23 protein-coding genes and 3 tRNA genes are annotated in these 24,885 nt (G+C 65.8%); 13 read left to right on the top strand and 13 right to left on the bottom strand.

The features are described from left to right. Nucleotides 1-2: 2 nt before the first annotated feature. The 5 genes from NYP18_RS10035 (at nt 3) to NYP18_RS10015 (ending at nt 2,583) form a co-directional block, all read left to right on the top strand. Nucleotides 3-347: a DUF3566 domain-containing protein gene (locus NYP18_RS10035; RefSeq protein WP_259428053.1), complete on the top strand. Its 345-nt coding sequence runs from the start codon at nt 3-5 to the stop codon at nt 345-347. 100 nt (nt 348-447) lie between these two features. Next, nucleotides 448-524, top strand: a tRNA-Ile gene (locus NYP18_RS10030). Nucleotides 525-531: 7 nt separating this feature from the next. Continuing rightward, a tRNA-Ala gene (locus NYP18_RS10025) sits at nt 532-604 on the top strand. A gap of 473 nt (nt 605-1,077) precedes the next feature. Beyond that, the gene (locus NYP18_RS10020; protein WP_259428052.1) at nt 1,078-1,584 is read left to right on the top strand and encodes a CAP domain-containing protein; all 507 of its coding nucleotides are present in this window, start codon (nt 1,078-1,080) and stop codon (nt 1,582-1,584) included. Nucleotides 1,585-1,647: 63 nt separating this feature from the next. Continuing rightward, on the top strand, nt 1,648-2,583 hold the full coding sequence (locus NYP18_RS10015) for a cation diffusion facilitator family transporter (protein ID WP_259428051.1): 936 nt from the start codon (nt 1,648-1,650) through the stop codon (nt 2,581-2,583). Here NYP18_RS10015 and NYP18_RS10010 read toward each other — a convergent pair. After that, the gene (locus NYP18_RS10010; protein ID WP_259428050.1) at nt 2,580-2,816 is read right to left on the bottom strand and encodes a hypothetical protein; all 237 of its coding nucleotides are present in this window, start codon (nt 2,814-2,816) and stop codon (nt 2,580-2,582) included. The genes NYP18_RS10015 and NYP18_RS10010 overlap by 4 nt on opposite strands. 38 nt (nt 2,817-2,854) lie before the next feature. Continuing rightward, the gene (locus tag NYP18_RS10005) at nt 2,855-3,556 is read right to left on the bottom strand and encodes a hypothetical protein (RefSeq protein WP_259428049.1); all 702 of its coding nucleotides are present in this window, start codon (nt 3,554-3,556) and stop codon (nt 2,855-2,857) included. A gap of 306 nt (nt 3,557-3,862) precedes the next feature. Here NYP18_RS10005 and NYP18_RS10000 point away from each other — a divergent pair, with 306 nt between their 5' ends. From NYP18_RS10000 to NYP18_RS09975, 6 genes are all read left to right on the top strand, one after another. Beyond that, nucleotides 3,863-4,837, top strand: coding sequence for a methylenetetrahydrofolate reductase (locus NYP18_RS10000; protein WP_259428048.1), 975 nt, complete (start codon nt 3,863-3,865; stop codon nt 4,835-4,837). A gap of 56 nt (nt 4,838-4,893) precedes the next feature. Further along, entirely contained in the window at nt 4,894-7,200 is a 2,307-nt protein-coding gene (metE, locus tag NYP18_RS09995) for a 5-methyltetrahydropteroyltriglutamate--homocysteine S-methyltransferase (RefSeq protein ID WP_259428047.1), read from the top strand. Between the two features lie 102 nt (nt 7,201-7,302). Beyond that, nucleotides 7,303-8,025: a DUF8548 family protein gene (locus NYP18_RS09990; RefSeq protein WP_259428046.1), complete on the top strand. Its 723-nt coding sequence runs from the start codon at nt 7,303-7,305 to the stop codon at nt 8,023-8,025. A 47-nt stretch (nt 8,026-8,072) separates the two neighbouring features. Then, nucleotides 8,073-8,594 (top strand): peptidylprolyl isomerase, encoded by a 522-nt coding sequence (locus NYP18_RS09985; RefSeq protein WP_259428045.1) that lies wholly within the window; start codon nt 8,073-8,075, stop codon nt 8,592-8,594. A 77-nt stretch (nt 8,595-8,671) separates the two neighbouring features. Then, on the top strand, nt 8,672-9,319 hold the full coding sequence (locus NYP18_RS09980) for a rhomboid family intramembrane serine protease (protein ID WP_259428044.1): 648 nt from the start codon (nt 8,672-8,674) through the stop codon (nt 9,317-9,319). A 675-nt stretch (nt 9,320-9,994) separates the two neighbouring features. Beyond that, a complete protein-coding gene (locus NYP18_RS09975) occupies nt 9,995-10,834 on the top strand; it encodes a DUF2382 domain-containing protein (RefSeq protein WP_259428043.1) in 840 nt (279 codons plus the stop codon). Between the two features lie 159 nt (nt 10,835-10,993). Here NYP18_RS09975 and crgA read toward each other — a convergent pair whose 3' ends face one another. From crgA to NYP18_RS09935, 8 genes are all read right to left on the bottom strand, one after another. Next, the gene (gene crgA / locus NYP18_RS09970) at nt 10,994-11,260 is read right to left on the bottom strand and encodes a cell division protein CrgA (protein ID WP_259428042.1); all 267 of its coding nucleotides are present in this window, start codon (nt 11,258-11,260) and stop codon (nt 10,994-10,996) included. Nucleotides 11,261-11,322: 62 nt separating this feature from the next. After that, nucleotides 11,323-13,236, bottom strand: coding sequence for a Stk1 family PASTA domain-containing Ser/Thr kinase (gene pknB, locus NYP18_RS09965; protein WP_259428041.1), 1,914 nt, complete (start codon nt 13,234-13,236; stop codon nt 11,323-11,325). Next, nucleotides 13,236-14,771 (bottom strand): serine/threonine-protein kinase, encoded by a 1,536-nt coding sequence (locus NYP18_RS09960; protein WP_259428170.1) that lies wholly within the window; start codon nt 14,769-14,771, stop codon nt 13,236-13,238. The genes pknB and NYP18_RS09960 overlap by 1 nt, the downstream gene beginning before the upstream one ends. Beyond that, complete coding sequence (locus NYP18_RS09955) at nt 14,771-16,204, bottom strand: penicillin-binding transpeptidase domain-containing protein (RefSeq protein WP_259428040.1); 1,434 nt, start codon at nt 16,202-16,204, stop codon at nt 14,771-14,773. Before NYP18_RS09955 ends, NYP18_RS09960 begins: the two co-directional genes overlap by 1 nt. After that, nucleotides 16,201-17,562, bottom strand: a complete 1,362-nt coding sequence (locus tag NYP18_RS09950) for an FtsW/RodA/SpoVE family cell cycle protein (RefSeq protein WP_259428039.1) — start codon at nt 17,560-17,562, stop codon at nt 16,201-16,203. The genes NYP18_RS09955 and NYP18_RS09950 overlap by 4 nt, the downstream gene beginning before the upstream one ends. Further along, nucleotides 17,563-18,972: a PP2C family protein-serine/threonine phosphatase gene (locus tag NYP18_RS09945; protein ID WP_259428038.1), complete on the bottom strand. Its 1,410-nt coding sequence runs from the start codon at nt 18,970-18,972 to the stop codon at nt 17,563-17,565. Then, on the bottom strand, nt 18,969-19,430 hold the full coding sequence (locus NYP18_RS09940) for an FHA domain-containing protein FhaB/FipA (RefSeq protein ID WP_126121286.1): 462 nt from the start codon (nt 19,428-19,430) through the stop codon (nt 18,969-18,971). Before NYP18_RS09940 ends, NYP18_RS09945 begins: the two co-directional genes overlap by 4 nt. A gap of 2 nt (nt 19,431-19,432) precedes the next feature. Beyond that, a complete protein-coding gene (locus NYP18_RS09935; protein WP_259428037.1) occupies nt 19,433-20,233 on the bottom strand; it encodes an FHA domain-containing protein in 801 nt (266 codons plus the stop codon). A gap of 304 nt (nt 20,234-20,537) precedes the next feature. On the opposite strand from NYP18_RS09935, the gene NYP18_RS09930 reads away from it, so the two are divergent. Both NYP18_RS09930 and NYP18_RS09925 read left to right on the top strand, forming a co-directional pair. Beyond that, nucleotides 20,538-20,621, top strand: a tRNA-Leu gene (locus tag NYP18_RS09930). Nucleotides 20,622-20,852: 231 nt separating this feature from the next. Next, nucleotides 20,853-21,785: a serine hydrolase domain-containing protein gene (locus tag NYP18_RS09925; protein WP_168938200.1), complete on the top strand. Its 933-nt coding sequence runs from the start codon at nt 20,853-20,855 to the stop codon at nt 21,783-21,785. 45 nt (nt 21,786-21,830) lie between these two features. On the opposite strand, the gene NYP18_RS09920 is transcribed toward NYP18_RS09925, so the two are convergent. The 3 genes from NYP18_RS09920 to NYP18_RS09910 are packed head-to-tail and all read right to left on the bottom strand — an operon-like array spanning nt 21,831 to nt 24,699. Beyond that, complete coding sequence (locus tag NYP18_RS09920) at nt 21,831-22,646, bottom strand: AAA family ATPase (RefSeq protein ID WP_042622780.1); 816 nt, start codon at nt 22,644-22,646, stop codon at nt 21,831-21,833. Beyond that, the gene (locus NYP18_RS09915) at nt 22,643-24,064 is read right to left on the bottom strand and encodes a TnsB C-terminal domain-containing protein (protein WP_042622786.1); all 1,422 of its coding nucleotides are present in this window, start codon (nt 24,062-24,064) and stop codon (nt 22,643-22,645) included. Before NYP18_RS09915 ends, NYP18_RS09920 begins: the two co-directional genes overlap by 4 nt. A 35-nt stretch (nt 24,065-24,099) precedes the next feature. Then, a complete protein-coding gene (locus NYP18_RS09910; RefSeq protein ID WP_042622781.1) occupies nt 24,100-24,699 on the bottom strand; it encodes a recombinase family protein in 600 nt (199 codons plus the stop codon). Nucleotides 24,700-24,885: the final 186 nt, after the last annotated feature.

The following is a 24,885-nucleotide window of genomic DNA, read 5'->3' as shown; positions in this document are numbered from 1 at the left end:
ACATGGCAACACGTGTCGTCTCCGTGACCCGGGTGTCACCGCTGTCCGCCTTCCGGGTCGGGCTGGCCATGTCACTGGTCGGGCTCGCCGCCTGGCTGATCGCCGTCGCCGTCCTCTACGTCGGGATGGGTGCGGCCGGCATCTGGGATCAGCTCAACTCCCTGCTCGGTGACATCGGTGGGGACCAGGCCGTGACCTTCGGCCTCGTCATGTCGGTTGCGGCGCTGCTGGGAGCCATCAGCGCCATCCTCACCACCGTCCTCGCTCCGCTGGGGGCGGTGGTCTACAACGCGATCGTCGACCTCTTCGGCGGTTTCCAGGTCACCCACCAGGAGGAGGCCGCTTAAAGGCCTGATTCGGCAGCGCCTGCCCGGAGGGAATCATCCCCTCTGAGCAGGCGATTTGTCTTATGGGCGAACCACTGGGTAATGTTACTTTTCGTTCCCAGGGCCTATAGCTCAGTCGGTTAGAGCGCATCGCTGATAACGATGAGGTCGCAAGTTCGATTCTTGCTAGGCCCACCAGGAACATGGGGCATTAGCTCAATTGGTAGAGCACCTGCTTTGCAAGCAGGAGGTCAGGAGTTCGATTCTCCTATGCTCCACAGTAGAAAACCCATGTCAGAGCCACTTTCCGAGAAAATAGGAAAGTGGCTCTTTTCTTTTCGGCTTAAGGGCAAAGATGTGTGCTTTTACGGCGTGCCAGATTAAGGGAAATTCCGTGTGACCCCGGCCCCGGCCAGCGGCACCCGAGTCAGGGGTGTGAGCAGCTCCTGCTTCGCGTCGGGGTGGGGCCGGTGGGGCCTGTGGGTCCGGAGGGGAGAGCGGTCCCGCGGCATTCAAATACCCTCCGGAACGACACACAAAAAGGGGCCTGAATACCGTCCCGCCGGCCTTTGGTGACGGTATGGTCACAGATAAAGATCGGGGGAGTGTCAGGGATCACTGCCCATCGGGCCCCCATCTGAGAATGCTCTGTGAGTCAGCCACGTACACGGGATATCAGATCGCGTTTATGTAACGGATCAGTTACGATATCATTTCGTTACAATCTATCGTCGTACCAAAGGTGGAAAACATGAAGAACCTGAAGCGGACCGCTATTGTCCTGGCATCTGCTACGGCCATGTCCGTCGGGATCATCTCCCCGGCCAGTGCACAGTCCTCCCTCCCCCAGCTTCCGGCACTGCCGGCGCTTCCGTCCATCCCGGGTCTGTCGACCCTGCCGGGTGGCCCGGTTTCCAAGGATGCCGCTCACCTTGAGGGCGAGACCATCCGCCTGCTCAACGACTACCGCTCTTCTCGTGGTCTCAGCCGCCTGGCCGTCGATCCTGGGCTGACCGCCCAGGCCCGCGGTTGGTCGCAGCAGCTTGCGGCCGGCGCACCGTTCCGTCACAGCCACCACAACGTGTTCGAGAACATCGCCATGAACAGCCAGGCGGGTCCGGCGACCTTCTTCAACCAGTGGAAGAATTCCCCGGGCCACAACCGCAACATGCTTGAGGCAGGTGCCACCAAGGTCGGCGTCGGCGTCGCCTTCGATGCTGCCGGCAGGGCGTACAGCACCATGCAGCTGTCCTGGTAGGCGCTGCCCGCCCCCATTTTCATTAAGGTTTCAATAGTGGGGGAGCGGGATTAGGCTGGGGTCATGAGCACTCACGCCCACCCCCATGATGCGCACGAACACGGCCTCGGCGGCACGCACGCCACATCCGCCCCGCTGCGTGCGCTCGCGGTGGCCTTCGGCATCACCGCGACGGTGTTCCTCGCGGAACTGGCGGGTGGCCTCGTCTCGGGTTCGCTGGCGCTGCTCTCCGACGCCATGCACATGCTCTCCGACGCCGCGGGGCTGATCATCGCGCTGCTGGCGGCGATGGTGGGGAAGAGGGCGGCGTCGAGAAGCGCAACCTTCGGCTACCGCCGCGTCGAGGTGCTCGCGGCGCTGGTCAACGCCCTGGCGGTCACGGGCGTGGTGGTGTGGATCCTCATCCGCGCAGTGGGGCGCTTCGGCCATGACCACGAGATCGACACCACGCTGATGCTGGGCGTCGCGGTGATCGGCCTGGTGGCCAACGCGCTGTCGGCCTGGGTGCTCTCCCGGCACACCTCGGACAACCTCAACATCCGCGGGGCGTTCCTGCACGTGCTGGCGGACATGCTCGGCTCGGTGGCGGTCATCATCGCCGCCCTGGTCATCCGCTTCACCGGCTGGACCATGGCCGACACCATCGCCTCACTGGCGATCGTGGCCTTCGTGCTGCCGCGCTCGCTGACGCTGCTGTGGCAGACGGTGGAGGTCCTGCTGGAACGTGTGCCCCGGGGCATGGACGCCCGCGAGGTGGCGGAGGCGCTCCGGGGGGTCGGGGGAGTGGTGGCGGTGCATGACATGCACCTGTGGTCCACCGACGGGGTGACACCGCTGGCCACCTGCCACCTGGTTGTCGACGAATCGTGTGTGCCGGCCTCAGGGTGCGGTGTGCTCGGCGAGGCGCAGGATGTGCTGCGCGGTTTCGGCATCGAGCACTCCACGATCCAGCTGGAGCATCCGGGCCACGTGGACAGCGAGGAGGTCTGCGGACCCTAGGTCCCCAGCCCCACGCTGAACTTGGCGACCTCCGCGGCCCGCACCGCCCGGGGATGACCCTCCAGGTCATCGCACTCGAAGACGGCGTCGGGGCTCTCCGATTCGACGACGGCGCGGAGGCGCTCGAAGTTGTTGACCTCCGGCAGGCCGTTCTCATCCTTCTCCTCGGACTGGGCCCGGAAGTGGTAGGTCTGGTCGTTGATCGTGGTGACGGTGAGCACGTTGGTCGTCATGGCGATGACTTTACCTGTGCCCACCGTCACATGCAGCCCTATTTCTTCGAACCGTCCTCGTCCGGGTTCGGGGCGAACTCCTCGGTGCCGGCAACCGGGGCGTCTGAGGCGTGCTCTTCCTCGGCTTCGTCGATTTCTTCGGCACCCTCCCCGGCCTCGTCCATGGCGGCGGAGCGGTGCTTCTCCAGCTGCTCACCGAGGGACTGCATCAGCTCCTCGTCGACCTCCTCGGGCACACCCTCCTCCGGGTCCCCGGTGGTGGTGGAGTAGACCAGGGTCGCGTCGGCCTCTGCCGCCTTCTCGTCGGCCTTGCCGGCACCGGAGAAGTCCTCGACGCGCGGCGGCGTGTCGCCCGGCTCCGGCTGCTGGCGCAGGTACCAGTAGACCGCGCCGGCCACGGCGGAGAGGGTGAGGGTGCCGAGGCCCACCAGGGTGAAGGTGCGGCGGCGCTTCGCGGTACGGGCGCGCTGCTTCGAGGGGCGGTTGTCGGCCGCCTTCTCCAGGCGCTTCTTCGCCGCATCGAGGCGGGCGTGGGCGGCCTGCGTGACCTGGCCCGCTTCACGACGCCCCTCGTCGATGAGCGACTCGCCCCGGGAACGGAGGTCATCGAGGTCGACGCGCGAGGCGGCGTCGGAAAGCAGCTCGTAGGCCTCCCGGCTCTTCTTCTCGTTGTACTCCTTGACGCGCGCGCTGATCGCGCTCGCAGCGCTGAGCGCCATCTTCAGTGTTGCGGTGTTCATGGCCACGCTCCTTCAGGTCGGAATTCTTCTCCCTCAAGCGTAGCCAGATTGGCTCGTGCCTGCCCTCCGTCCGGGGCTGTGAATCCGGTACGAAAACAAACTGGACAGCTTGGTTCATTCCGGGCCGGAAAAGCGGCTTTTGAGCTGATTTATATTCATCTTACCATTGGCCCATACATGCAGGTCAAGAGATTAATAATACGTGATATCTTTAAAAAAGCTACCCCGTTTCTTCCGATCCGTTGCTACATTCACAGCCATTCGCCCCACCGGGGACAGGCACCACACCAGCAGGGAGGATCGGACATGAACACAACTGCAGCACACGACAGCACGAAGCGCCGCTTCTCCGCCTCTGCCCCCCTGGACACCTTTGATCCCGCCGAGGCGCACCAGCCGCATGTGCCCGTCCGCACCTCCCTCTCTTTCGAGGTGATGCCCCCGCGCCACGACGTGGACGAGGCGAAGATCGAGGAGCTCCTGACCACCCTCGAGTCCTATAACCCGGACTACATCTCCGTCACCAGCTCCCGGAACTCCGGCTGGCTGGACGGCACCGCGGAGTTCATCGTGAAGATCTCCGCCCGCACCCGGATCCCCACGCTCGCCCACCTGGCGTGCACCGCCGGGAACCGGGAGGAGCTCACCGGCTGGATCAACCGGCTCATGGACTCCGGCGTGCGCGGCCTACTGGCCCTGCGCGGCGACTACGCCGAGGGCCAGACCGCCATGCCGGAGGGCCACCTCCCGCACGCCACCGACCTGATCAGCCTCATCCGCTCGATGGAGAACGAGCAGCGCGCCCGCTTCGGCGCCGGCCGGCTCGCCATCGGCGTGGCCGCCTACCCGAGCGGCCACGAGGAATCCGCCAGCCGGGACGAGGACATCGACGTCCTCCTGGCCAAGCAGCGTCTCGGCGCGGACTTCGCCATCACGCAGCTCTTCTTCGACGCGGAGGACTATCTCCGCTTCGCGGAGAGAGCCCGCCTGGCGGGGGTACGTATCCCCCTCATACCGGGGATCATGCCCATGACGAGCGTCGCGAGACTGCGCCGAATGGGCCAGCTCTCCGGACTCAACGTCCCCGACCGGCTGATCCGCCGGCTGGAGACCGCGGGACCGGAGGGCGAGTACCAGACGGGCCTCGACCTCACGGCTGAGCTCGCGCAGACCATCCTGGCCGCCGGTGCCGGTGGGATGCACGTGTACACATTCAACCGGCCAGACACCACCACAGAACTGCTGGACCGTATCGGTATCGCCCCCCGGGCCACCGCCTGAAACAGTTCCGCTTCTTTCTGCTTACCCGCGAAAACCCCTGAAAGGTCTACTTTTTCATGTCCTCTTTCCCCACCTTCACCATCGAGGGTTACCCCCGTGTCGGCGCCAACCGTGAGCTGAAGAAGGCCCTCGAGTCCTTCTGGGCCGGGCGCATCGACGAGGAGACCTTCACCTCCTCCGCGCACTCCATCCGTCTGGAGAACTACGCCCGGCTGCGTGACCTGGGCCTCGACGCCGACTACGCCATCCCGGCCGACGTCGCCCTCTACGACCACGTGCTCGAAACCGCCCTGACCGTCGGCCTCATCGGCGGCGCGGCCGAGGAGATCGACCTCACCGAGTACTTCGCCCTGGCCCGCGGCAACGCCGAGCGTTCCCCCCTTGAGATGACCAAGTGGTTCGACACCAACTACCATTACCTGGTCCCGGAGGTGGCTGACACCGACGCCATCACCCCGCGCCCGCAGCGCATCCTCGACATCGTCGCCGAGGCGAAGGCCGCCGGTCACCTCGTCCGTCCCTTCCTCGTGGGCCCGGTCACCCTGCTGGCCAAGTCCAAGCCGGCCGAGGGCGCGGGCAACCCCCTTGACCGCCTGGCTGAGCTCACCGAGTCCTACAAGACCGTCCTCGCCGCCTTGAAGGAGGCCGGTGTGGAGTGGGTCCAGCTGACCGAGCCGGCCCTGGTCTCCGACCTGACCATCGCCACTGATGAGGAGCTGGCGCAGCACGCAGCCACCACCTACGCCGCCCTCCTGGGCGAGACCAACCGCCCGCAGGTCTTCCTCTCCACCCCCTACGGCTCCCTGCGCGCCGGCCTGCAGGCCCTGGCGCAGGCCGGCCCGGAGGCCCTGCAGGTCGACCTGGCCCCGGCCACCCTCGCCGCCGATACCGGTTACGCCACCCGCGTCGCCGAGGCCGTGACGGCCGCGGACAAGGGCACCACCCTGGTTGCCGGTGTCATCGACGGCCGCAACGTCTGGGCTGCTGACCTGCGTGAGCGCCTGTCGGTGCTGGAGGAGCTGAAGGGCGCGGGCGTCGAGAAGCTCGCCGTCTCCTCCTCCGTCTCCCTGCTGCACGTGCCGCACACCGTCGCCGCCGAGACCTCCCTGCCCGTCGACGTCGCCGGCTGGCTCTCCTTCGCCGACGAGAAGATCGGCGAGGCCAGGGCCCTGGCTGCGGCACTGGCCGGCGGCACCGTCACCGCCGCCGAGGACTTCGCCCGCTCCGACCGCGCGGTGCGCACCCGCCGCGAGTCCGCACGCACCCACAACGAGGCTGTCCAGACCCGTGTCGCCGCACTTCCGGAGGGCCAGGTCGCCCGCCAGCCGGAGTTCGCCGCCCGCATCGAGGCCCAGAAGGCCCTCAACCTGCCGAAGCTGCCGACCACCACCATCGGTTCCTTCCCGCAGACCGCCGAGATCCGCAAGGCACGCGCCGACCACCGCACCGGCGCCCTCAACGACGAGCAGTACACCGAGGCCCTGAGAACCGAGGTCAAGTCCGTCATCGAGCTGCAGGAACGCCTGGGCATCGACGTCCTCGTCCACGGGGAGCCCGAGCGCAACGACATGGTCCAGTACTTCGCCGAGCTTCTCGACGGCTTCGTGGTCACCGAGAACGGCTGGGTCCAGTCCTACGGCTCCCGCTGCACCCGTCCGCCGATCGTCATCGGTGATGTCTCCCGCCCGGAGGCCATGACCGTCGCGTGGGCGCAGTACGCCCAGTCCCTGTCCGACAAGCACGTCAAGGGCATGCTCACCGGACCGGTGACCATCCTGGCGTGGTCGTTCGTGCGTGATGACGTCCCGCTGTCCGTCTCCGCCGACCAGATCGGCGTGGCGCTGGCTGACGAGGTCTCCGATCTCGAGGAGGCCGGCATCCAGATCATCCAGATCGACGAGCCCGCCCTGCGCGAGCTGCTGCCCCTGCGTGCGGACGCCCGCCCCGAGTACCTCGACTGGGCCGTGCGCTCCTTCCGCCTGGTTTCCCTGGACGCGGCACCGACCACCCAGATCCACACCCACCTGTGCTACTCGGAGTTCGGCCAGATCATCGACGCCGTCGCTGCCCTCGACGCCGACGTCACCTCCATCGAGGCCGCCCGCTCCCGCATGGAGCTCCTGGAGGACCTGGAGGACTCCTTCCACTCCGAGATCGGCCCCGGCATCTGGGACATCCACTCCCCGCGCGTGCCGTCCGTCGGTGAGCTCACCGAACTGATCAAGGCCGCCCTGGTCAACGTGCCCACCGAGCGACTCTGGGTCAACCCGGACTGCGGCCTGAAGACCCGCGGTTACACCGAGACCGAGCAGTCCCTGCGCAACATGGTCCTCGCCCGTGACCTCGTGGTCGAGACCCTCTGAAACGCTGTCTTCTTCCGGGTGCCGTTCCCACCTGATTCCGGCGACTCATAAGGGTATGATTGTGCTTCAGATCACGTGCCGGCTGTCGAATCGAGAACCATTGTGAACACCGTCCTCCCTGAGACCCAGACTCTGATCGACTACTGCGAGAAGCAGTTGGGGGACCCCATCCTGTGGCGGACCCCGGCAGGCTACCCCGACAGCCTGGCGATGTGCCTCATCGATGCGCTCTATTCGCCCGGGTCCCACTACAAATCGGTGGTCGGTGTCATGCTCCGTTACCGGGTCCGACACCCCTACGGGGGCCAGCATGGGCCGGAGAACCTGCTCCAGTCGATCACGGCGGCCAACGGTCCGCGTCTGTGGGCGGAGTCCGTGATGCGCAACGTCGATCCTGCCCAGACCAGGTCGGGCGTGCAGCTGAAGAGCGAACTCATCCAGCAGGGGGCACGGTTGATGATCGATCTGGGCCTGGGCACCGTCAAGGACCTGCACCGGGTGGTGGAGGACAATCCGCGGGATAATCCGGTGCGCACCGGATGGTTGGGGTTGAAGAGCCAGAGCGCCGAGATCACCTACGACTATCTGCTGTTGCTCGCCGGGTTGCCCGCACCCACCCCCGACTGGATGGTGCTGCGCTTCCTGGCGGAACCGCTGGGGCAGGACAATGGTCTCTCCCTGCCCGCCGCGCACGATCTGCTCCGGCGGACAGCCGACCATCTGGAGATCGACCCCGGATGCCTGCACCACATCATCTGGCGGACCGTGTCCGGCCTGGAACTGCGCGACCTGCCTGAGGACATGCCTACGGCGGTCGGGAACTAGCCTGCCGCCTCCCGCACGCGCACGCTGGTTTCGCTACGATGTTCCACATGACCAACAAGACCGCTACCGCGACGCTGCACACCAACCGCGGCGACATCGCCATCGAGCTCTTCGGCAACCACGCACCGGTGACCGTCGACAACTTCGTCGGCCTGGCACAGGGCACGAAGGACTACTCCACCGAGAACGCCAAGGGCGAGAAGACCGGCCCCTTCTACGACGACGCTGTCTTCCACCGCGTCATCAACGGCTTCATGATCCAGGGCGGCGACCCGACCGGCACCGGTCGCGGCGGCCCCGGCTTCAACTTCGCGGACGAGTTCCACCCGGAACTGCGTTTCGACCGTCCCTACCTGCTGGCCATGGCCAACGCCGGCCCGGGCACCAACGGTTCCCAGTTCTTCATCACCGTCGGCCCGACCCCGCACCTGAACAACCACCACACCATCTTCGGTGAGGTCACTGACGCAGAGTCCCAGAAGGTCGTCGACGCGATCGCCACCACCGCGACCGACCGCATGGACCGCCCGGTCGAGCCCGTCGTCATCGAATCCATCACCATCGCCTGACCCAGCCCTCCCGCAGGCCCGCCCCCGTTGTCCAGCAACGGCGGCGGGCCTTGCTCTTTCCCCAGGAGTCCCTCCCCGTGATCACCCTGCGCCGGTGGTGGCATGACGTCCCCGCCACCACCCTGTTCACCCTCATGGCCGTCGTGGTCTACGCGATCACCGCGCTGCAGTCCCGCTCCCTGATGTACAACCTCTCCGGCTCCTCCCTCGGCGACAGCTGGCTCCTCTACGGTCCGGAGGTCTCCGAGGGCGGTCTCGACCGGTTCCGGGCCCTGGGCGCGGTCTTCCTCCACATCGACCTGGGGCATGTGGCCATCAACGGTTTCCTGCTGCTGCTCATCGGGCGGGAGATCGAACGCTTCGCCGGGACCGCGTTATACGCCGCGGCCTTCCTCGCCGGCGGGATCGGCGCCTCCGCGACGGTGCTGTGGCTGGACTGGCCCACCCCCACCGCCGGGGCCTCCGGGGCAATCTTCGCGCTCATGGTCCTGCTCGTTGGCATCACCCGTGTCCGGGGAGGTGACCTGCGTGCCCCACTGGTCCTCATCGGGGTGAATGTGGTCTACACCTTCATTGCCCCGAGTGTGTCCCTGTGGGGTCACCTCGGTGGGTTGTTCGCTGGACTGCTGATGGTCTTCTTCTTCGTACACCCCGATACCCGGGTGCGGTGGGGTGGAGTCATCGGCGTGCTCGCCCTCGCCTGCGCGCTCGTGTTGCTTGTGTAAATTGTGGGGGAAAAGTTATCCACAGGTTGGGGATCAATCTGTGGATATTGTCAGCGTCACACCTGGGCCCGGGTTGTCCCCAGCCTGTGGATAACTTTGTGGAGAGTTTTCCCCACCTGCGCAGATGTTCGATAAATTCCCCGATATGGCAGGTCAGTACCCTGTGGAAGAGGCAGGATCGGCGCATATCCGAAAAATTACAACAGTGTAACTATCCACAGTGTGGATAACTGCTGTGGATGAATAGTGCTGCTGTGGGGCCCCGGATAATGTCGTTAAATTATTCACCCCCCTGGGGATAACTGACGGGTTATCCACATTCGGGTGGTTTTCGGGAGAGGCGGGCAGGGCAGCACACCCGTCATCCAGCCGCGCCGAGAGGCCCCTAAATGACGGGGAGGGACTATTCCCGGTGGGTGGCCGCGGCATTTTTCTGCCGCCCATCCGCACAGGAAACTCTGTTCAGCCTGGTGAGGTTGCCAGGTTCCTGAATATTTCATGGAGGGAAAATTACAGTTCCCTAACCGTTCGGTCACATAAGTGCATATGCATGTGTTCGTTCCTACACTGGGCCATGCACAACCAAGAACGAATATGAAGCATCCACCGGCTACCGGCGACCGCTCAAGGTCAGGGTCCCGGACGGATGGATCACCGAACGAAGGAGTGCAACAAATGGTCAACCGCAATATTCAGGATCTCACCCACGCTACCGCCTACGACAAGAACGGCGACAAGCTGGGCTCCGTCAAGCAGGTGTACATCAATGACGCCACCGGTCAGCCTGACTTCGTGGAGGTGGGTCACGGCCTCTTCGGCATGAGTTCCAGCCTGGTACCTCTCCGCGGCCACCAGCTCACCGGCGAGGAACTGCGCCTGAGCTTTACCAAGGACCGTATTCAGGACGCCCCCGGCATCAACGATGACGCCCATCTCACCGATGAGGACCAGTCTGTCATCTACCGCCATTACGGCCTGGAGGGCACGGACAACGTCGAGAACTACGACGCCGACCTCCGCGATTACGACCGCGACCGTCTGGCGGGCCGCGAGGCCGCAGGCTTCGCCGGCGGTACCGATGTCACCCCAGACGTCACGACCGACCGACGCGACGATGTGGATGCCGATTCCTCCCTGACGCTCTCCGAGGAGCGTGTCAACGTGGACAAGGAGCGCGTCCAGACCGGCGCAGTCCGACTGCGCAAGTACGTCGTCCACGACACCGAGACCGTCGAAGTTCCTGTGGAGCGCGAGGAGGTCCGCATCGAGCGCACCCCGGTCGACGGTGACCGGGCCGTCCGCGGCGGCGACCTCGGCGAGGATGAGGCTTCCGTGACCCTCAGCGAGGAGCGCGTGAACGTCACCAAGGAGACCGTCCCGGTGGAGGAGGTCAGCCTGCACAAGGAGACCGTCCGCGACACCGAGACGGTCCGCGAGGACGTCGCCCGCGAGGAGCTCGACGTCGATGGCGCCGTTGACGGCGATGTCGAGGGTGACCCCACTCTCCGCCGCTGACCCGTCCCGGTTCAACCGATGAAGACAGGGCCCTGCCCGACCATTCCGGTCGGGCAGGGCCCTGTCGCATGCGGGGCCGATGACAATGCAGCCGGGCGTAGACCGGTGAGCTCGTTCAGGACCACCCGAGCCGACATCAATAAGGACTTGCGATGAACCCTAACGCCAGCCCATGGTCATGAGCAGGCCGAGGACGAAGAGTCCGAAGCCGATGCCGTAGTTCCAGGCGCCGAGGTCGACCATGAAGGGGACCTGGGGGCCGACGAGGTAGTTGATGATCAGCCACGCGAGTCCCGCGAGCATCAGGCCGAACATGACGATCTTGTACCAGAGCGGGGTGCCGCCGGTGTTGATCTTCACCGGTGCGCGGTTGGTGGAGGAGGTCGCGTGGGCGAGGGGGCTCTTGGTGATCTTTGCCTTGGGCATCGTGTCGGCCTTTCCGTGGAGTGTCAGGTTCAGGTTAGCAGCAGGTCAGGGTCCGCAGAGGACTATGCGCCGGGGACGAGGGCACCGACATCGAACTCCCAGTAACGGACGGTGATGTCCTGGTTGCTGCGGATGCGGGTACCTTCGGCGGGTTCGGAGACGGCGATGAGGCCGGCGTCGAGAAGCGCGCCCGTGGCCACGGGCTGCCCGGTGATCAACCGGCCGGTCCAGCCCTGCTCGCGGAGGTAGTCCTCGGCGTCAGGCCCGTCGAGACGGGTGATGTCGGGCATGGTCAGCGCCAGGCCGGTGGAGACCTGCAGGGTGATGGTGGTGCCGCGGGGGACCTCGGCGCCTTCGTCACTGACGGAGACGACGCTGCCCTCGGGTTCCGCGGAGTCGACCATGCTCACCCGGGAGGTCAGGCCCAGGCTGCTGAGGGTGGCCTCGGCCTGGCTGATCTGCATGCCCGTCAGCGCGGGGACGCGGATGAGGGCGGGCCCGGTGGAGACGGTGATGGTCACCCGCGAACCCTTGGAGATCTGCGAGCCGGCCGGCGGGTTCTGGTCCGTGATCTGTCCGGTGGGGACGGTCTCGGAAACCTCCTCCTCGACGTGCTGCTCCAGCAGGAGATCCGCCTCGGACAGGGCGTCGGCGGCCTCCTGCGGGGTCAGGCCGATGAGGTCGGGCACATCGGTGATCTCGAGGCCGCTGGACACGGTCAGCGTGACGGTGGTGCCCTGCTGCAGCTGGGAACCGGCGGTGGGGTTGGTGCGGATGACATCCCCGCGGGGGACGTCGGGGGAGGGTTCCTCGTTGATGTCGACGCGCAGCTCCACCGCCTCCAGCTGCGCGACCGCCTCCTGGCGGGGCAGGCCGGTGACATCGGGGAGGGCGACGGTCTGCGAGGTCGTACCGAAACCCCCGTTGCGCTGCGTGTCCCACACGAAGGCACCGCCCACACCGACGGCGATGAGCGTGAGCAGTGCGGCGAGCCACACCATCCAGCGGTTGCTTCTCTGTGCCGCCTTCTCCCGGCGTGCGGGCACTGCGGCGGTCAGGGTGGTGGGCGTGTCATCGGACTCCTCGGCCGGCTCCACGGTGGTGATGTGGTGGCGGGCGGCGTCGGTGACCGCGTTACGTGCCAGTTTGCGCAGGTCATCGCCCATGGCTGAGGCTGACTGGTAGCGGTCGGCGGGGTGTTTGGCCATGGCGGTGAGCACCACGGCGTCGACGTTGACGGCTGCGGTGGGGGACAGGGGCGTGTTGATGAGTGAGGAGGGGGCGTCCGGTTCCTCCTGGACATGCTGGTAGGCGACGGCGAAGGGGGTCTCCCCCTCGAAGGGCGGTCGGCTGGTCAGCAGTTCGTAGAGGACACAACCCAGGGCGTAGACATCGGAACGGCCGTCAGCGGCCTTGCCCCGCGCCTGCTCCGGGGACAGGTACTGGGCGGTGCCGATGACCGCGGAGGTCTGCGTCATCGCGGAGGTGGAGTCGTCGAGCGCGCGGGCGATGCCGAAGTCCATCACCTTCACCTCACCGGTGTTGGTGATCATGATGTTCGCGGGCTTGACATCGCGGTGGATGATGCCCGCGTCGTGGCTGACCTGCAGCGCCTCGGAGACGGGGATGAGGACCTCCGCCGCCCGGGCCGGCTCGAGGGGGCCCTCCTCCCGGATGATGTCGCGCAGGGTGCGGCCGTGGACGCGTTCCATGACGATGTAGGGCACGTCGGTGCCGTCCATGTCCGTCTCACCCGTGTCGTAGACGGCGACGATCGCCGGGTGGTTCAGCCGGCCGGAATTCTGCGCTTCCCGGCGGAAACGCTCCCGGAAGCTGATGTCGCGGGCGAGTTCGGGGCGGAGCATCTTCACGGCCACGTCACGGCCGATGAGGGTGTCCTGGGCGGCGTACACCTCGGACATGCCGCCGGAACCGATGACCTCGGCGAGCTGGTAGCGGTTGCTGAGCAGGGTCACTACGTTTCTCCGTTGGTCAGGAACGCCGGGCTGCCTGCGGACTCATCGTCCTCGGCCGGGGATGCGTCGGCTGTCGTGGGTGGCGCCTGGGTGGGCGTGGGAACTGCGGTCGGGGCGGGCGTGGGCGTCGGGGTCGGTGCAACCGTCGGCGTGGGCGTCGGGGTTACGGTCGGGGTGGGCCTCGCTGTGCCGGTCGGGTCCGGCGAGGAGGTCGGGGTCGGGGCCGCTGTGGTGGGCGGGATTCCCTCGGTGACCGTCGGCTGCGGGCGGGGCGCCGGCTGCGGGGCAGGAGCAGGCACGGTGGGGGTCACCCACTCGGTGACGATCTCCTGGGTGGTGGTCGCCGGAGTCGTCGGATCCGGGTCGGTCCCCTCATTCCCGCCGAAGAGACCGGCCTGCCAGGCGAGGAAGGCCGCGCCCCCGCCCAGAGCTGCGAGGAGCAGGGCGATGATGAGCCCGGTGCGGAAACCCCCGCCCCCGGCACCGGTTCCGCCGGCCGGGGTGGAACGGACAGCCGGGTGCGGCGGGATGGTCTGCGGGGCGGCGGCTGCCCCCGTGCCCGGGGCTGCCGCCGCGGGGCGCAGGGTCGTCGGGTGGGCGGTGGCCCCCAGCATGCGGGTTGACTCGGTGGGCGTGGGCTCAGGGGCCTGCCGGGTCATCGCCGCGGACTTCGGTTGCGGCGGGCGCTGGCCCAGACGCACCGCGGAGACGGCCAGGGCCATCTCGTTGCCGTCGGCGAAGCGCTGGCCGGGGTCCTTGCGCAGGGCGATGCCGATGAGCTCCCGGGTCTGGGCACTGACGGTCGTCGATAAGGGCGGCGGGGCCTGGCTGATGTGGGCCAGTGCCACGGAGACGGAGGAGTCACCGGTGAAGGGGCGGCGGCCGGCGAGCATCTCGTAACCGACGACGCCGAGCGAGTAGATGTCGCTGGTGGCGGTGACCTCCCGGCCCTGGGCCTGCTCCGGGGAGACGTACTGGGCGGTGCCCACGACCATGCCGGTGCGCGTGAGCGGCACCGCGGCGGCGGCCTTGGCGATGCCGAAGTCCGTGATCTTGACCTGCCCGTTCTGGGTGATCATGAGGTTGCCGGGTTTGATGTCGCGGTGGACCAGATCCATGCGGTGGATGACGGACAGCCCGTGGGCTGACTGCTCGAGGACGTCGAGGGCCAGCTCCTCATCGAGGGTCTCCTCGCGGGCGAGCATGTCGGCCAGTGATTCACCGCGGATGTACTCCATGACGATGAAGCAGAAGGTGTGGCCTGCCGGGTCGGGGACCTCGCGGTAGTCGTAGGTGCGTACGACGTTGTCGGAGTCGATCTGTTCGGCGGTCTCCGCCTCGTTGCGGAACCGGTCGAGGAATTCCCGGTTGTCGGAGAACTCCGGGCGCAGGACCTTGACTGCCACCTCCCGGTCGTTGCGGACGTCATCGGCCAGCCACACGGTGGACATGCCGCCGTGGCCGATGATCCACTGCAGGAGGTAGTCCTCGCCGACGAGTTCCTGGAGCCGCTCGCGGCCTGCCGTGTCAGTCATCATGCACCCCCGGCGGCGTCGAGAACAGCACGACCAACCGGGGAGGCCACCTGGCCTCCGGTGGCGCCCCGGCCGTAACCGCCGCCGTCCTTGACCACCACGGCCACGGCCACATCCTGGTCGGGCAGGTAGGCCACGTACCAGGTGTGCGGCGGGGTGCCGTCGGCGCCGTGCTCGGCGGTGCCCGTCTTGGAGGCGATGCCCGCCCGGCCCCCGGAGGTGTTGCGCTCGGAGGCGAGCATGAGCTGCTCGAGCTGGTCGGCGACCTCCGGGGAGATGGCCTGGGTGATCTCGTTCGGTTCGCTGCTGCGCAGCTCCTCCAGATCGCTGCCGGTGATCCGGTCAACCACGTAGGGCTCCATCCGACGCCCGTCATTGGCGACGGTCGCGGCCATCACCGCGGCCTGCAGCGCCGACATGGTCACGTCGCGCTGGCCGATGGAGGTCTGGCCGAGGGCGGCAGCATCGGGGATGTCACCGAGGCTGCCCGGGGAGGTGGGCAGGCCGAGATCATAGTCCTCGCCGATGCCGAAGGCCTCGGCAGCCGAACGCATCTCGTCGGTGCCGACGTCGATGGCCATCTCCACGAAGGCGGTGTTGCAGGACAGCTCGAAGGCGGTCTCCAGGGTGACGGATCCGCCGCCGGCGCAGGCCTGGCCCGCGTAGTTGGTCAGGGAGGTGTTCGTGCCCGGCAGGGTGATCGACGGCGCACCGGTCAGCGACGAGCCGGCGGAGTAGCCGTTGTTCAGTCCCGCGGCGGTGGTGATGATCTTGAAGATCGATCCCGGCGGCAGCGTCTCCTGGCTGGCGTGGTTGATCAGGGGGTTGCCGGGATCCGAGTTCAGTGCCTCCCAGGTGGCGTCAGCGGTGGACGGGTTGACCAGCGGGTTCGGATCGAAACCGGGGGAGGAGGCCAGGGCCAGGACCGCGCCGCTGGAGGGGCGCATGGCGACGACCGCGCCCTCGTAGTTGTTGGCCGTCAGCTGCTGGTGGGCGACCTCCTGCATCCGCGGGTCGATGGTGAGCTCCAGGTTCGCGCCGGCGGTGTCGCGGCCGGTCAGCACATCCATCCAGCGGGAGGCGAACAGCGAGGAGTCGGTGCCGTTGAGCACCCCGTTGTAGGAGGACTCCAGTCCGGAGGCGCCGTAGCGGTCGGAGAGGAAGCCGGTCACCGAGCCGAAGGCGGCAGGGTTCTCGGAGGGGTAGGAACGCTGGTAGAGGCCTTCCTCATCGGCCGCCGAGGAGGCCAGCACCATGCCGCCGGCCGAGATCTGCCCGCGCGGGGTGGACTTGAGCTCGTAGAAACCACGCTGGTTGAGCGGGTTGCTGGCGTACTCCTCCTCGCGGAAGGTGTGGATGATGGTGAGGTTGACCAGCAGGACCAGGGTGAGGAGGAGGGCGAAGACGGAGGCGAAACGGATGGAACGGTTCATCGCGTGACTCCCGGCTCAGGCTGGGAGGGGAACAGACCGGTGCCGGAGGACAGCTCGATGCCCGGGGCCTGCTCGGCCGGGCGGCGGGCGGAGTGGGATATCCGCAGCAGCAGGCCCAACAGGATGTAGTTGGCCATGAGCGAGGAACCGCCGGCCGACATGAAGGGGGTGGTCAGACCGGTCATGGGCATGAGCGCGGAGATGCCGGCGGTGACCACGAAGACCTGGATGGCGATGGTCAGCGACAGACCGCCGGCGACGAGCTTGCCGTAGGAGTCGCGCACCTGCAGGGAGGCGCGGAAACCGCGGGCCACCAGCAGCGCGAAGAGGACGAGGACGGCGGCCAGGCCGATCAGGCCGAGCTCCTCGCCGACGGCCGCGAGGATGAAGTCGGAGTGCGCGACCGGCACGATCTCCGGGTTGCCCTGGCCGATGCCGGTGCCGGTGATTCCACCCCAGGACATGCCGAACAGGGCCTGCGAGAGCTGGTAGCCGGTGGAGTCGTAGTTGGCCACGGGATCGAGGAAGTTGGTCACGCGCTCCTGGATCTTGGCGGAGACCTGGTACACGGCGGCACCGCCGGCGGCGACCAGCGCCAGGCCGATGAGCAGCCAGGAACCCCGGCCGGTGGCCAGGTACATCATGCCCAGGACCGTGGTGAACAGCAGCAGCGCCGGGCCGAAGTCGTTGGAGACGGCCATGATGAGGATCGCGATGGCCCACACCGCCAGGATCGGCGCGAGGTCCCGCAGACGCGGGAAGTCGATGCCGAGGAAGCGGTAGCCGGCGACGGTGAACAGGGCGCGCTTGGTCACCAGCAGCTGCGCGAAGAAGAGCAGCAGCAGGATCTTGGAGAACTCACCCGGCTGCACGGAGAACGGACCGATGGAGATCCAGATGCGGGCGTCGGCGTTGATCGATGTCGGCCACACCAGGGGCAGGGCCAGCAGCACCAGGCCCACCACTCCCAGGAGATAGGAGTACTTGGTCAGGACCTTGTGGTCACGGATGGTCACCAGCACGCCGATGAGCAGCACGATGCCCACCAGCGTCCACATGACCTGGCGGCCGGCCATGGAGGTGCCGGTGGCCAGGTCCAGGCGGTGGATGGTCACCAGGCCTATGCCGTTGAGCAGGGCCGCGACCGGCAGCATGAGCTGGTCCGCCTGCGGGGCGAAGATGAGCAGCGCGATGTGCGCGACGGCGAAGACCACGATGAAACCGCCGATGAGCCACAGCATGTCGGTGCTCAGGACGTTGCCCTGGCTCAGCTCGAGGCCGGCCAGCATGATGGTGAGGACGATCGCCGCGAGGATGAGCAGACTCAGCTCAGTGCGGCGGGATAGGAAGCGGGACATCTAGGACACCTCCCGGCAGTTGATGCCCGGGCGGGAGAGATCCCCGCCGGTGGTTGCAGGATCTTCGCCTTCCGGCGGGTTCTCCCGGTCGATGCACACGGGCAGGGCCTGGTCGGCCAGGCGGCGCAGCTGCTGGGTGACCTCGTCGTAGGAACCCGTGGCCAGCCCCGCGACGGAGGTGCGGGCTGATTCGGGCAGGGCCTGCAGGGTGAAAGGTGAACAGGTCTCGGTGCTGCCCACGTCGACCAGGCGGAGTGCGCCTGCCTCGTTGAGGCAGGTCTCCTGGTAGGGGGAGTGCAGGTCACGGCCGAAGACGGAGAAGTTGACTCCACTCTCGATGACCAGACGGTCCTCCTCGTTCGTGGTGATGAAATAGGAGTTGTTGACGGCAGAGTACACCCACCAGCCACCACCGACGAGGGCGATGAGCACCAGCAGGGTGATGATCAGTGCGGGGAGACGAAATCCGCCCCGGGGGGCGGCATCATCCGCCGTGCCGGCAGTCACCTCCTGGGCCCCGGAGGGCACCGCTTTCACTTCCCCCTCGGGGGTGATGGTCTTCGGTTGGCGCGACAGCAGTGCCGCGCGGCCGGCGGCGGTGTCCGGGTGGGACTGCTCCTCCGGCTCCCCCATCAGTGCGCCCACGGTGACGGGCGTGGCGGGGAGTTCGGCCAGGGCCGCCTCGTCCAGCCCGTCGGTCTCCACGACGTCGGCGACGACGACGGTGATGTTGTCCGGGCCGCCGGAGCGCAGCGCCAGCTCGATGAGCCGTTGCGCGGCGACGGTGGGCGTGCCCTCAACCAGCGTCTGGGCGATGGTGGAGGCCGTCACCGGGTCGGAGAGTCCGTCGCTGCACAGCAGGATGCGGTCGCCGGGGCGGGCGTCGATGTTCGCCAGCGTCGGCTGCACCGGCCGGCCTGTGTAGGCCTTGAGGATCAGGGACTTCTGCGGGTGGGAGGACACATCCTCCGGGTCGAGACGGCCCTCGTCGACTAGCGACTGCACGAAGGTGTCGTCGACGGTGATCTGGTGGAGTTCACCGTCGCGCAGCCGGTAGCCGCGGGAATCACCGACGTGGATCAGGCCGAAGCCACGGCCGTTGAACATCAGGGCGGTCAGGGTGGTGCCCATGCCGTCGTGCTCCGGCTGCTGGTGGATCGCCTCGGCGATCTCCCGGTTCGCGTCATCGGCCACGCTGCCCAGCAGGGCGAGCATGTCGTTGTCATCGGGGTCGGCGTCGAGGCGCTCGAGATGGGTGACCATCATCTGGCTGGCGATCTCGCCGGCTGCGTGGCCGCCCATGCCGTCGGCGATAATCAGCATGTTGGGGCCCGCATAGGCGGAGTCCTCGTTGTTGCCGCGGACCAGGCCGCGGTCGGAGAGCGCCGCATAATTCAGTCTCAGACTCACGGAACCAACCTCACTGTCGTCCGGCCGACCTTGATGTCGGAGCCAACGCCCACCTGTTCGGGCTGATCAATACGTGCGCCGTTGACGAAGGTGCCGTTACGGGAGTCCAGGTCCTCCACGAACCAGTCGGAGCCCCGCCGGAACAACCGCGCGTGGCGTGCCGAGGCGAAGTCATCACCCAGCTGGAAATCGCTGTCGGGGGAACGTCCCATCACCACCTCCTCCAGAGTGCCCACGGCCATGTGTGAGCCCTTCAGGGGCCCCTCCACCACGGCCAGCTGCTTCGCTGCTTCTCGACGCCCCGGGACCACCGTCCGGCGCGGAGCCGCCGGCGCGCTGGTCTGCACACCGCCGGCGAGTTTGACGTCCCGGTACATGGCGCGCACCGCCATGAAGATGAAGAACCACAGGAGCAGCAGCAGGCCGATCCTGAAGATCTGCAGGACAATCGAATCCACTGTTACCTCCTGGCCGATGCACGGGTCGGATCCACGATCCGAACCTCAATATGCGAATGGCCGATCGTGATGACATCACCGTCGGCGAGCAGCCAGTTGTCCACCGGGGTGTCATTCACGGTGGTGCCGTTCGTCGACTGCAGGTCCACCAGCACAGCGTCCTGCCCGTCCCACGTGATCTCCGCGTGCTGACGGGACACACCCGTGTCGGGCAACCGGAAATCGGCGTCGTTGGAACGGCCGATGATGTTGGACCCGTCCTTCACCAGGAAGGTCCGGCTTGACCCGTCCTGCAGCAGCAGGGTGACCACCGGCTGTGTCGGTGCCTCGGTCACTTCGGTGGGGGCATCGTGCTCGGTCATGTTCTCCTCCTGAGGTGCGGGCTGGTCAGTACTGATGGCATCGAAACCGCTGTCATCCGACGGTGCGTCATCCCGGTAGGAGGACACCCGCAGCTGGCCCGTGTGCAGACCGGACTCCTCCGCGATGCGGACGAGCACCGGGCCGGTCACGTGCCAGCTGCGGTTACGGCAGTAGCGGGTCATCTGGTCGGCGAAGGCGCGCGGCAGATCCAGGTTCGCCTGCGAGAGGTTCTCCAAATCCTTCGAGGACACACCGACCAGATAGATGTTCGGGGCGGTGACCACCCCGTCTTCATCAACGAGGTTGTCCTCTGCCTCCTGTTTCAGCAACTCCTCGATCTCCGCGGGAACAACCTTCCCGCCGAAGATCAGCGCGAATCCGTTATCGAGACCGCGCTGCAGAGCACTGTCGAGCCTGGCAAAACGAGCCATGAGGGACATGACACGCGGCCTCCTTTCCAACAGACGGCAAACCAGCAAATGGCGCGGAGGACCACCCCCGCGCGCATGATGTGCACCATTATAGGGTCCGGATGGGTGGGAAACGTAGGCGTGGAAGCCGACAAGGTGGTCCGAAACATCGGTTTTGGTGGGGTTTCCACCTTGTCTGACGGGTGTCTCCGTCCGCCTGTCGTACACGGAAATATGAGATGCGCTGCGGATTTGTCCTTTCTGCCCACCCCCTGTTATCTTAATTAAGTCCGCACAGCAGGACGGCACACGCCGTACAGTTGTAGTACCACCCGCCCGGGTGGCGGAATTGGCAGACGCGCTGGCTTCAGGTGCCAGTGTTCGCAAGAACGTGGGGGTTCAAGTCCCCCCCCGGGCACAATGAGCGGTTCTCGAACTGCGACAGCCGGAGATCACAAACTCGAAAGAGGGTGTGGCTGTGACTTTGTCCGCTAAATGGCGTGACATCTTGATCGCTGTGTGGCGCCCTCAGAGTGTCCACTCGTGAGACGCGTCGCCGGTAGGGTGAACAGGTATGAAACCCGCTTGTCTCACAAACGCATCAACGACAGACGGTGACACCGCTCTGGCAGGCCTTCTACTCAACTCCTTGCCGCTCAACCGCCCCGTCTATGCTGCCTGTCTCGCCACAGTCGGCCCGGCAGGCACTCGCATCGCCACGATCGGGTGCGACCTGCAGAAAACGTTCCACATCGGTTCAATCAGCAAAGCCCTCAACGGCTTGATCTACACCGACATGGTGCAGACCAGGCTGATCTCACCGCACGACCGGCTCGAAGAGCACCTCCCCCTGGCCGGAACAGCTGCCGGTGAAGCAACCTTGGAGTCCTGTCTGACCCACACCTCAGGACTGCCTGCCACTGGTGGGGGAATCCGCTCAGCAGCCCGAGCGCTCGGCGCTGTACTGACAGGTGGTGATCCACAACCAGAGAACCTCGACGATCTGATGAAACAACTTCGCCGATCACGTATCCGTCATCCGGGGCGCTTCAGCTATTCCAACCTCGCTGCCTCAGCATTGGGCCACGCGTTAGCGGCCGCCGACGGGGCGGACTATCCGACCCTGGTGCGAAACAGGCTGACGATACCGCTGGGATGCCCCCGGCTGCGCGCTCAGCAACCTGCACAGCGAAACCTCCCGCATGACCTCAACGCTCTCACCGTGTGGGGCACTGACCAACTGCCCTGGACCGGGCAAGGCTATGGACCGGCCGGAGTGATCAGGGGAAGCGCCCATGATTTCGCCACGGTCATGTCAACCCTTCTCGCCGATGACTGTGTCTACGAGGACGCTTTCCGAGTGCGCTTCACTGATGACACTGAATCTGTCGCGGCGGGGTGGTTTGTTGAAGACAAATCCGATCGAACCCTGGTGTGGCACAACGGTTACGCCTCCGGATTCGGCGCTCACATGGTGCTGGATCGCCAGCGCCGACGAGGGGCGTTCATCTCGGTGGTCAGCCCGTATCCCGACCCGGACATCGAGCCCGTCGCGATGACAATGCTGGATGCGGCGGTGTAAGCGACATCCTCTGTACGAGGCCACGACGACAGCAGGACGTTCTCGTCAGTGCCCGAGGACCAGGGTGCTGGCAGCAGCCTCAATGACATCGTCGGTGATGGTCTCCAACTCGTTGATCTTCAACACCCGCTTGATCTGGGGGAACAATCGCTCCACTACGCGGAAGTTGCCGCGGGTCAGTCGCTCGATCGCGGCGATGGCCTGCGCATCCGTGAAATCCTCCGGGTCCAGTTCTCTACCTAGGCGCTTGTAGTGCCGGTTCAGCACGAACAGCAGCTCGTCTTTGCCCAGGGCACGGTAGCGATGAGAGAAGCCCAACCGGCTGAACAACTGGGGGTAGTGCCGGAAGCGCTGGTCAATGCCGGGCATGCCGATGAACATGATCGCCACACCGTCACGATCATGGATGTCGCGCAGCATCTCCAGGGCGGTGGGAGGCAGACGTTCTGCTTCATCAATGATAATCAGTTGGGTGAGCTTCTCACCACTGGATCTGCGCATGTGGAGCCTGTCTCGCTGCCCGGTGGCCATCAGATGCTCCATGATGCAGACATCGAGTTTGCCCCGGTAAAACTCGATATCCTTGATCAACGTCCGGTACTTCGGTTGGACCTCAGGGGTGTAGAACACCGTGCGGGCCCGGTGGGCTGCCGCGTAGATGGCCAGGTCTGATTCACTGCGCGGTCCCCATTCATCGATGAACGTGCCCAGGGTGTCCCAGTGGGCGTACCGTCTGGCGGACTGTGTTTTGCCGACTCCTGCCTCGCCGTGGCAGATGCCGATGGTGGTGTCTTTTCGGATGGCGTTGGCGAACTCGACGAAGCGACGGTGCTCTTTGGTGACAATGAAATCGCGGCTCATGGTGACAGGTCCTCTTCATAGGTCCGCAGGCGAGACGTACGACCACGCGGCCGTGGCGCTTCGGCGCTCACATCGGGGTTCACAGGGGAAAGGTCTGTTGGGTGTGACTCGTGAATGGGGATACGCTCGTTGATCCCGGCACGTAGTTGACGTCGTCGGCGTCGACGAGCGGCCTGGATATCTGCCAGGCTGTAGCGCTGGTTGGGGTGGTCTTCATCCACGGCGACACACAACAACGTGTCGTGGTCGTAGACCCGGATCTCGGAGAGATCCCTCGGGTCGTAGCGGATGGTGACGTCATGGCCGACAAAAGGTGCCAGGGTCGGACTGAGGTAGCGCTGTCCTTGGAAGTGGATGCCGTCTCGCTGCACCCGGCGGTGGGTGGAGACCCGCAGCAGGAGCCCGTCGAGTTCTTCCAGGTTCTCTGGCATCCTGGGAATCCATCCCCGTCCGATCCACGCGGCCTTCGGGCTGGTGTTGATTGAAGAATGCGTGCGTTGGTTATAGCTGCTGATGAACTCGCCGACAGCGGTATCCAGGCTTGTCAGGTCCAGTACGGGGTGTGGGTTTCGGACGCCAGGGGCGAGGTGGCCGGGCAGGGTGGTGAGCAGTTCGGTGTTGACGGTGCTGAAGAACCGCTCGATCTTGCCGCGCCCCTGCGGACGGGCAATAGTTGAATGGATGATCCGGATCTTTAGCGCTGTCGTGGTGTATGTGATGTGGCCACTGGTGAAGTCGGAGCCGTGATCGACATAGAGGACGTCGGGAATACCGCACATCGCCCAAGTGGGGTCTGTTTTCCGCCAGATAGCTTGGCGTAGTGCCAGGGCGGTGTTCATCGCTGAGGGCGCGGTGGTGGTGACCATGTAGCCGCACACTGCCCGGGAGTAGTCGTCGATGATGATGGTGAGCCAGGGGCGAGTCGGCGTGCCGTCCGGGTTCTGGATGAGAATGTCGAGTTGGGTGTGATCGGCCTGCCAGATGGCGTTGGGGCGTTCAGCCCGGTGCCGGTAGACGAGTTCGTGTCGATCCCGGTAGGACGCCGGGCCCTCCAAGGCGAGGGTGACCATCGCCGGGTCAAGCGCTTGGATGATGCCACGCACCGTGGCGTAGCTGGGTGGTTTCACCGATAGTTGCTGTGCTCGGGAGTTCACCAGGCGGTGCAGGGCGGCCATCGATGGCCGTGGCCTGGTGAGCCCGAGGTGTTCTATGTAGGCGACCAGTTCCGCGGATATGCGATGTGCCCCGGCATCGGATCGTGTGGTGGTGCGCAGACCGTGGATTCCGTCGGCCCGGTAGCGGGCAGCCCACCGGGATAGAGTGCGGGTGCTGATGCCGGTGGACCGTGCCAGGTCGGTCAGGGTGATGCCGTCTTCGATGTGCAGGCGAAGGATCTCCCAGCGCTGCATCTCGTCCATCACCATCACCTCACGACCTGGTCATTGTGCCCGCATCAGGCGGGCAGTGCTGACTGTCGTCGTTTAGCACCCTGCAGATGCCGGTACAGTGTTGCCCTCGACCAGCCGACCATGCTCGCGGCGTCTTCGGCACTACGGCCTTTGGCTCTCTCCTCGGCGACGATAGCGAGCTTGCGGTCGACCACCTCTGGATCCACAGGTGGTCGGCCGAAGCGGGTGCCCTGGGCTTTCGCTGCGGCGATGCCGGCGTTGACGCGTTCGGTGATCAGTTCTCGTTCGTACTCAGCCAGAGTCCCCAGCATCCCGAGCATCAGCCGACCCGAGGACGTCTCCGGGTCGATGCCGTCAGAGACCGACTTAATCTTCACCTCTCGTTCGCGCAGCAGGTTCACCGTGTTGAGTACGTCGAGCAGGGATCGGCCCAGCCGGTCGATGCGCCACACCACCACCGTGTCACCGGGTTGGGCATAGGCGAGAAGTTTCTTCATTCCGGGACGCTCGATCGCATTCTTCGCCCCGGAGGTGACATCGCTGAAGACATCACGGTCCTGGACCCCGGCGGTGACCAAGGCGTCGTGTTGAAGTGTCGGATCCTGACCGACGGTGGATACCCGGGTGTAGCCCAACAGTCTCATACCCACCATCATGCCTCACTAAATCCCAGCATGGAAGAAGGCGGGACACTTTTCGGTGAGACAGGTTGGTAAGACATTTTTCGTGTTGGTTTCCGCAGGAGCCCCGGTTCTCGACATGCTCGCCGCAGGTGTCTTTTAAACCTTTAGTATTTCAAGACAAGAAAGAACGGGCAGTACAGTTTTGCA

Source organism: Corynebacterium lemuris (assembly GCF_024919295.1).
GTDB lineage: Bacteria > Actinomycetota > Actinomycetes > Mycobacteriales > Mycobacteriaceae > Corynebacterium > Corynebacterium lemuris.
The sequence above is the reverse complement of the archived record's forward strand: the minus strand, read 5'-3'. Positions and strand labels throughout refer to the sequence as shown.

Excerpts from the sequence above, each read along its gene's own strand:
- crgA (WP_259428042.1), bottom strand. The coding sequence starts at position 11,260 with ATGCCCAAGGCAAAGATCACCAAGAGCCCCCTCGCCCACGCGACCTCC.
- NYP18_RS09960 (WP_259428170.1), bottom strand. The coding sequence starts at position 14,771 with ATGACTGACACGGCAGGCCGCGAGCGGCTCCAGGAACTCGTCGGCGAG.
- NYP18_RS09975 (WP_259428043.1), top strand. The coding sequence starts at position 9,995 with ATGGTCAACCGCAATATTCAGGATCTCACCCACGCTACCGCCTACGAC.
- NYP18_RS10020 (WP_259428052.1), top strand. The coding sequence starts at position 1,078 with ATGAAGAACCTGAAGCGGACCGCTATTGTCCTGGCATCTGCTACGGCC.
- NYP18_RS10035 (WP_259428053.1), top strand. The coding sequence starts at position 3 with ATGGCAACACGTGTCGTCTCCGTGACCCGGGTGTCACCGCTGTCCGCC.
- metE (WP_259428047.1), top strand. The coding sequence starts at position 4,894 with ATGTCCTCTTTCCCCACCTTCACCATCGAGGGTTACCCCCGTGTCGGC.
- NYP18_RS10015 (WP_259428051.1), top strand. The coding sequence starts at position 1,648 with ATGAGCACTCACGCCCACCCCCATGATGCGCACGAACACGGCCTCGGC.
- NYP18_RS09985 (WP_259428045.1), top strand. The coding sequence starts at position 8,073 with ATGACCAACAAGACCGCTACCGCGACGCTGCACACCAACCGCGGCGAC.
- NYP18_RS09950 (WP_259428039.1), bottom strand. The coding sequence starts at position 17,562 with ATGTCCCGCTTCCTATCCCGCCGCACTGAGCTGAGTCTGCTCATCCTC.
- NYP18_RS09935 (WP_259428037.1), bottom strand. The coding sequence starts at position 20,233 with ATGTCCCTCATGGCTCGTTTTGCCAGGCTCGACAGTGCTCTGCAGCGC.
- NYP18_RS10010 (WP_259428050.1), bottom strand. The coding sequence starts at position 2,816 with ATGACGACCAACGTGCTCACCGTCACCACGATCAACGACCAGACCTAC.
- NYP18_RS09910 (WP_042622781.1), bottom strand. The coding sequence starts at position 24,699 with ATGAGACTGTTGGGCTACACCCGGGTATCCACCGTCGGTCAGGATCCG.
- NYP18_RS09920 (WP_042622780.1), bottom strand. The coding sequence starts at position 22,646 with ATGAGCCGCGATTTCATTGTCACCAAAGAGCACCGTCGCTTCGTCGAG.
- NYP18_RS10000 (WP_259428048.1), top strand. The coding sequence starts at position 3,863 with ATGAACACAACTGCAGCACACGACAGCACGAAGCGCCGCTTCTCCGCC.
- NYP18_RS09955 (WP_259428040.1), bottom strand. The coding sequence starts at position 16,204 with ATGAACCGTTCCATCCGTTTCGCCTCCGTCTTCGCCCTCCTCCTCACC.
- NYP18_RS10005 (WP_259428049.1), bottom strand. The coding sequence starts at position 3,556 with ATGAACACCGCAACACTGAAGATGGCGCTCAGCGCTGCGAGCGCGATC.
- NYP18_RS09915 (WP_042622786.1), bottom strand. The coding sequence starts at position 24,064 with ATGGACGAGATGCAGCGCTGGGAGATCCTTCGCCTGCACATCGAAGAC.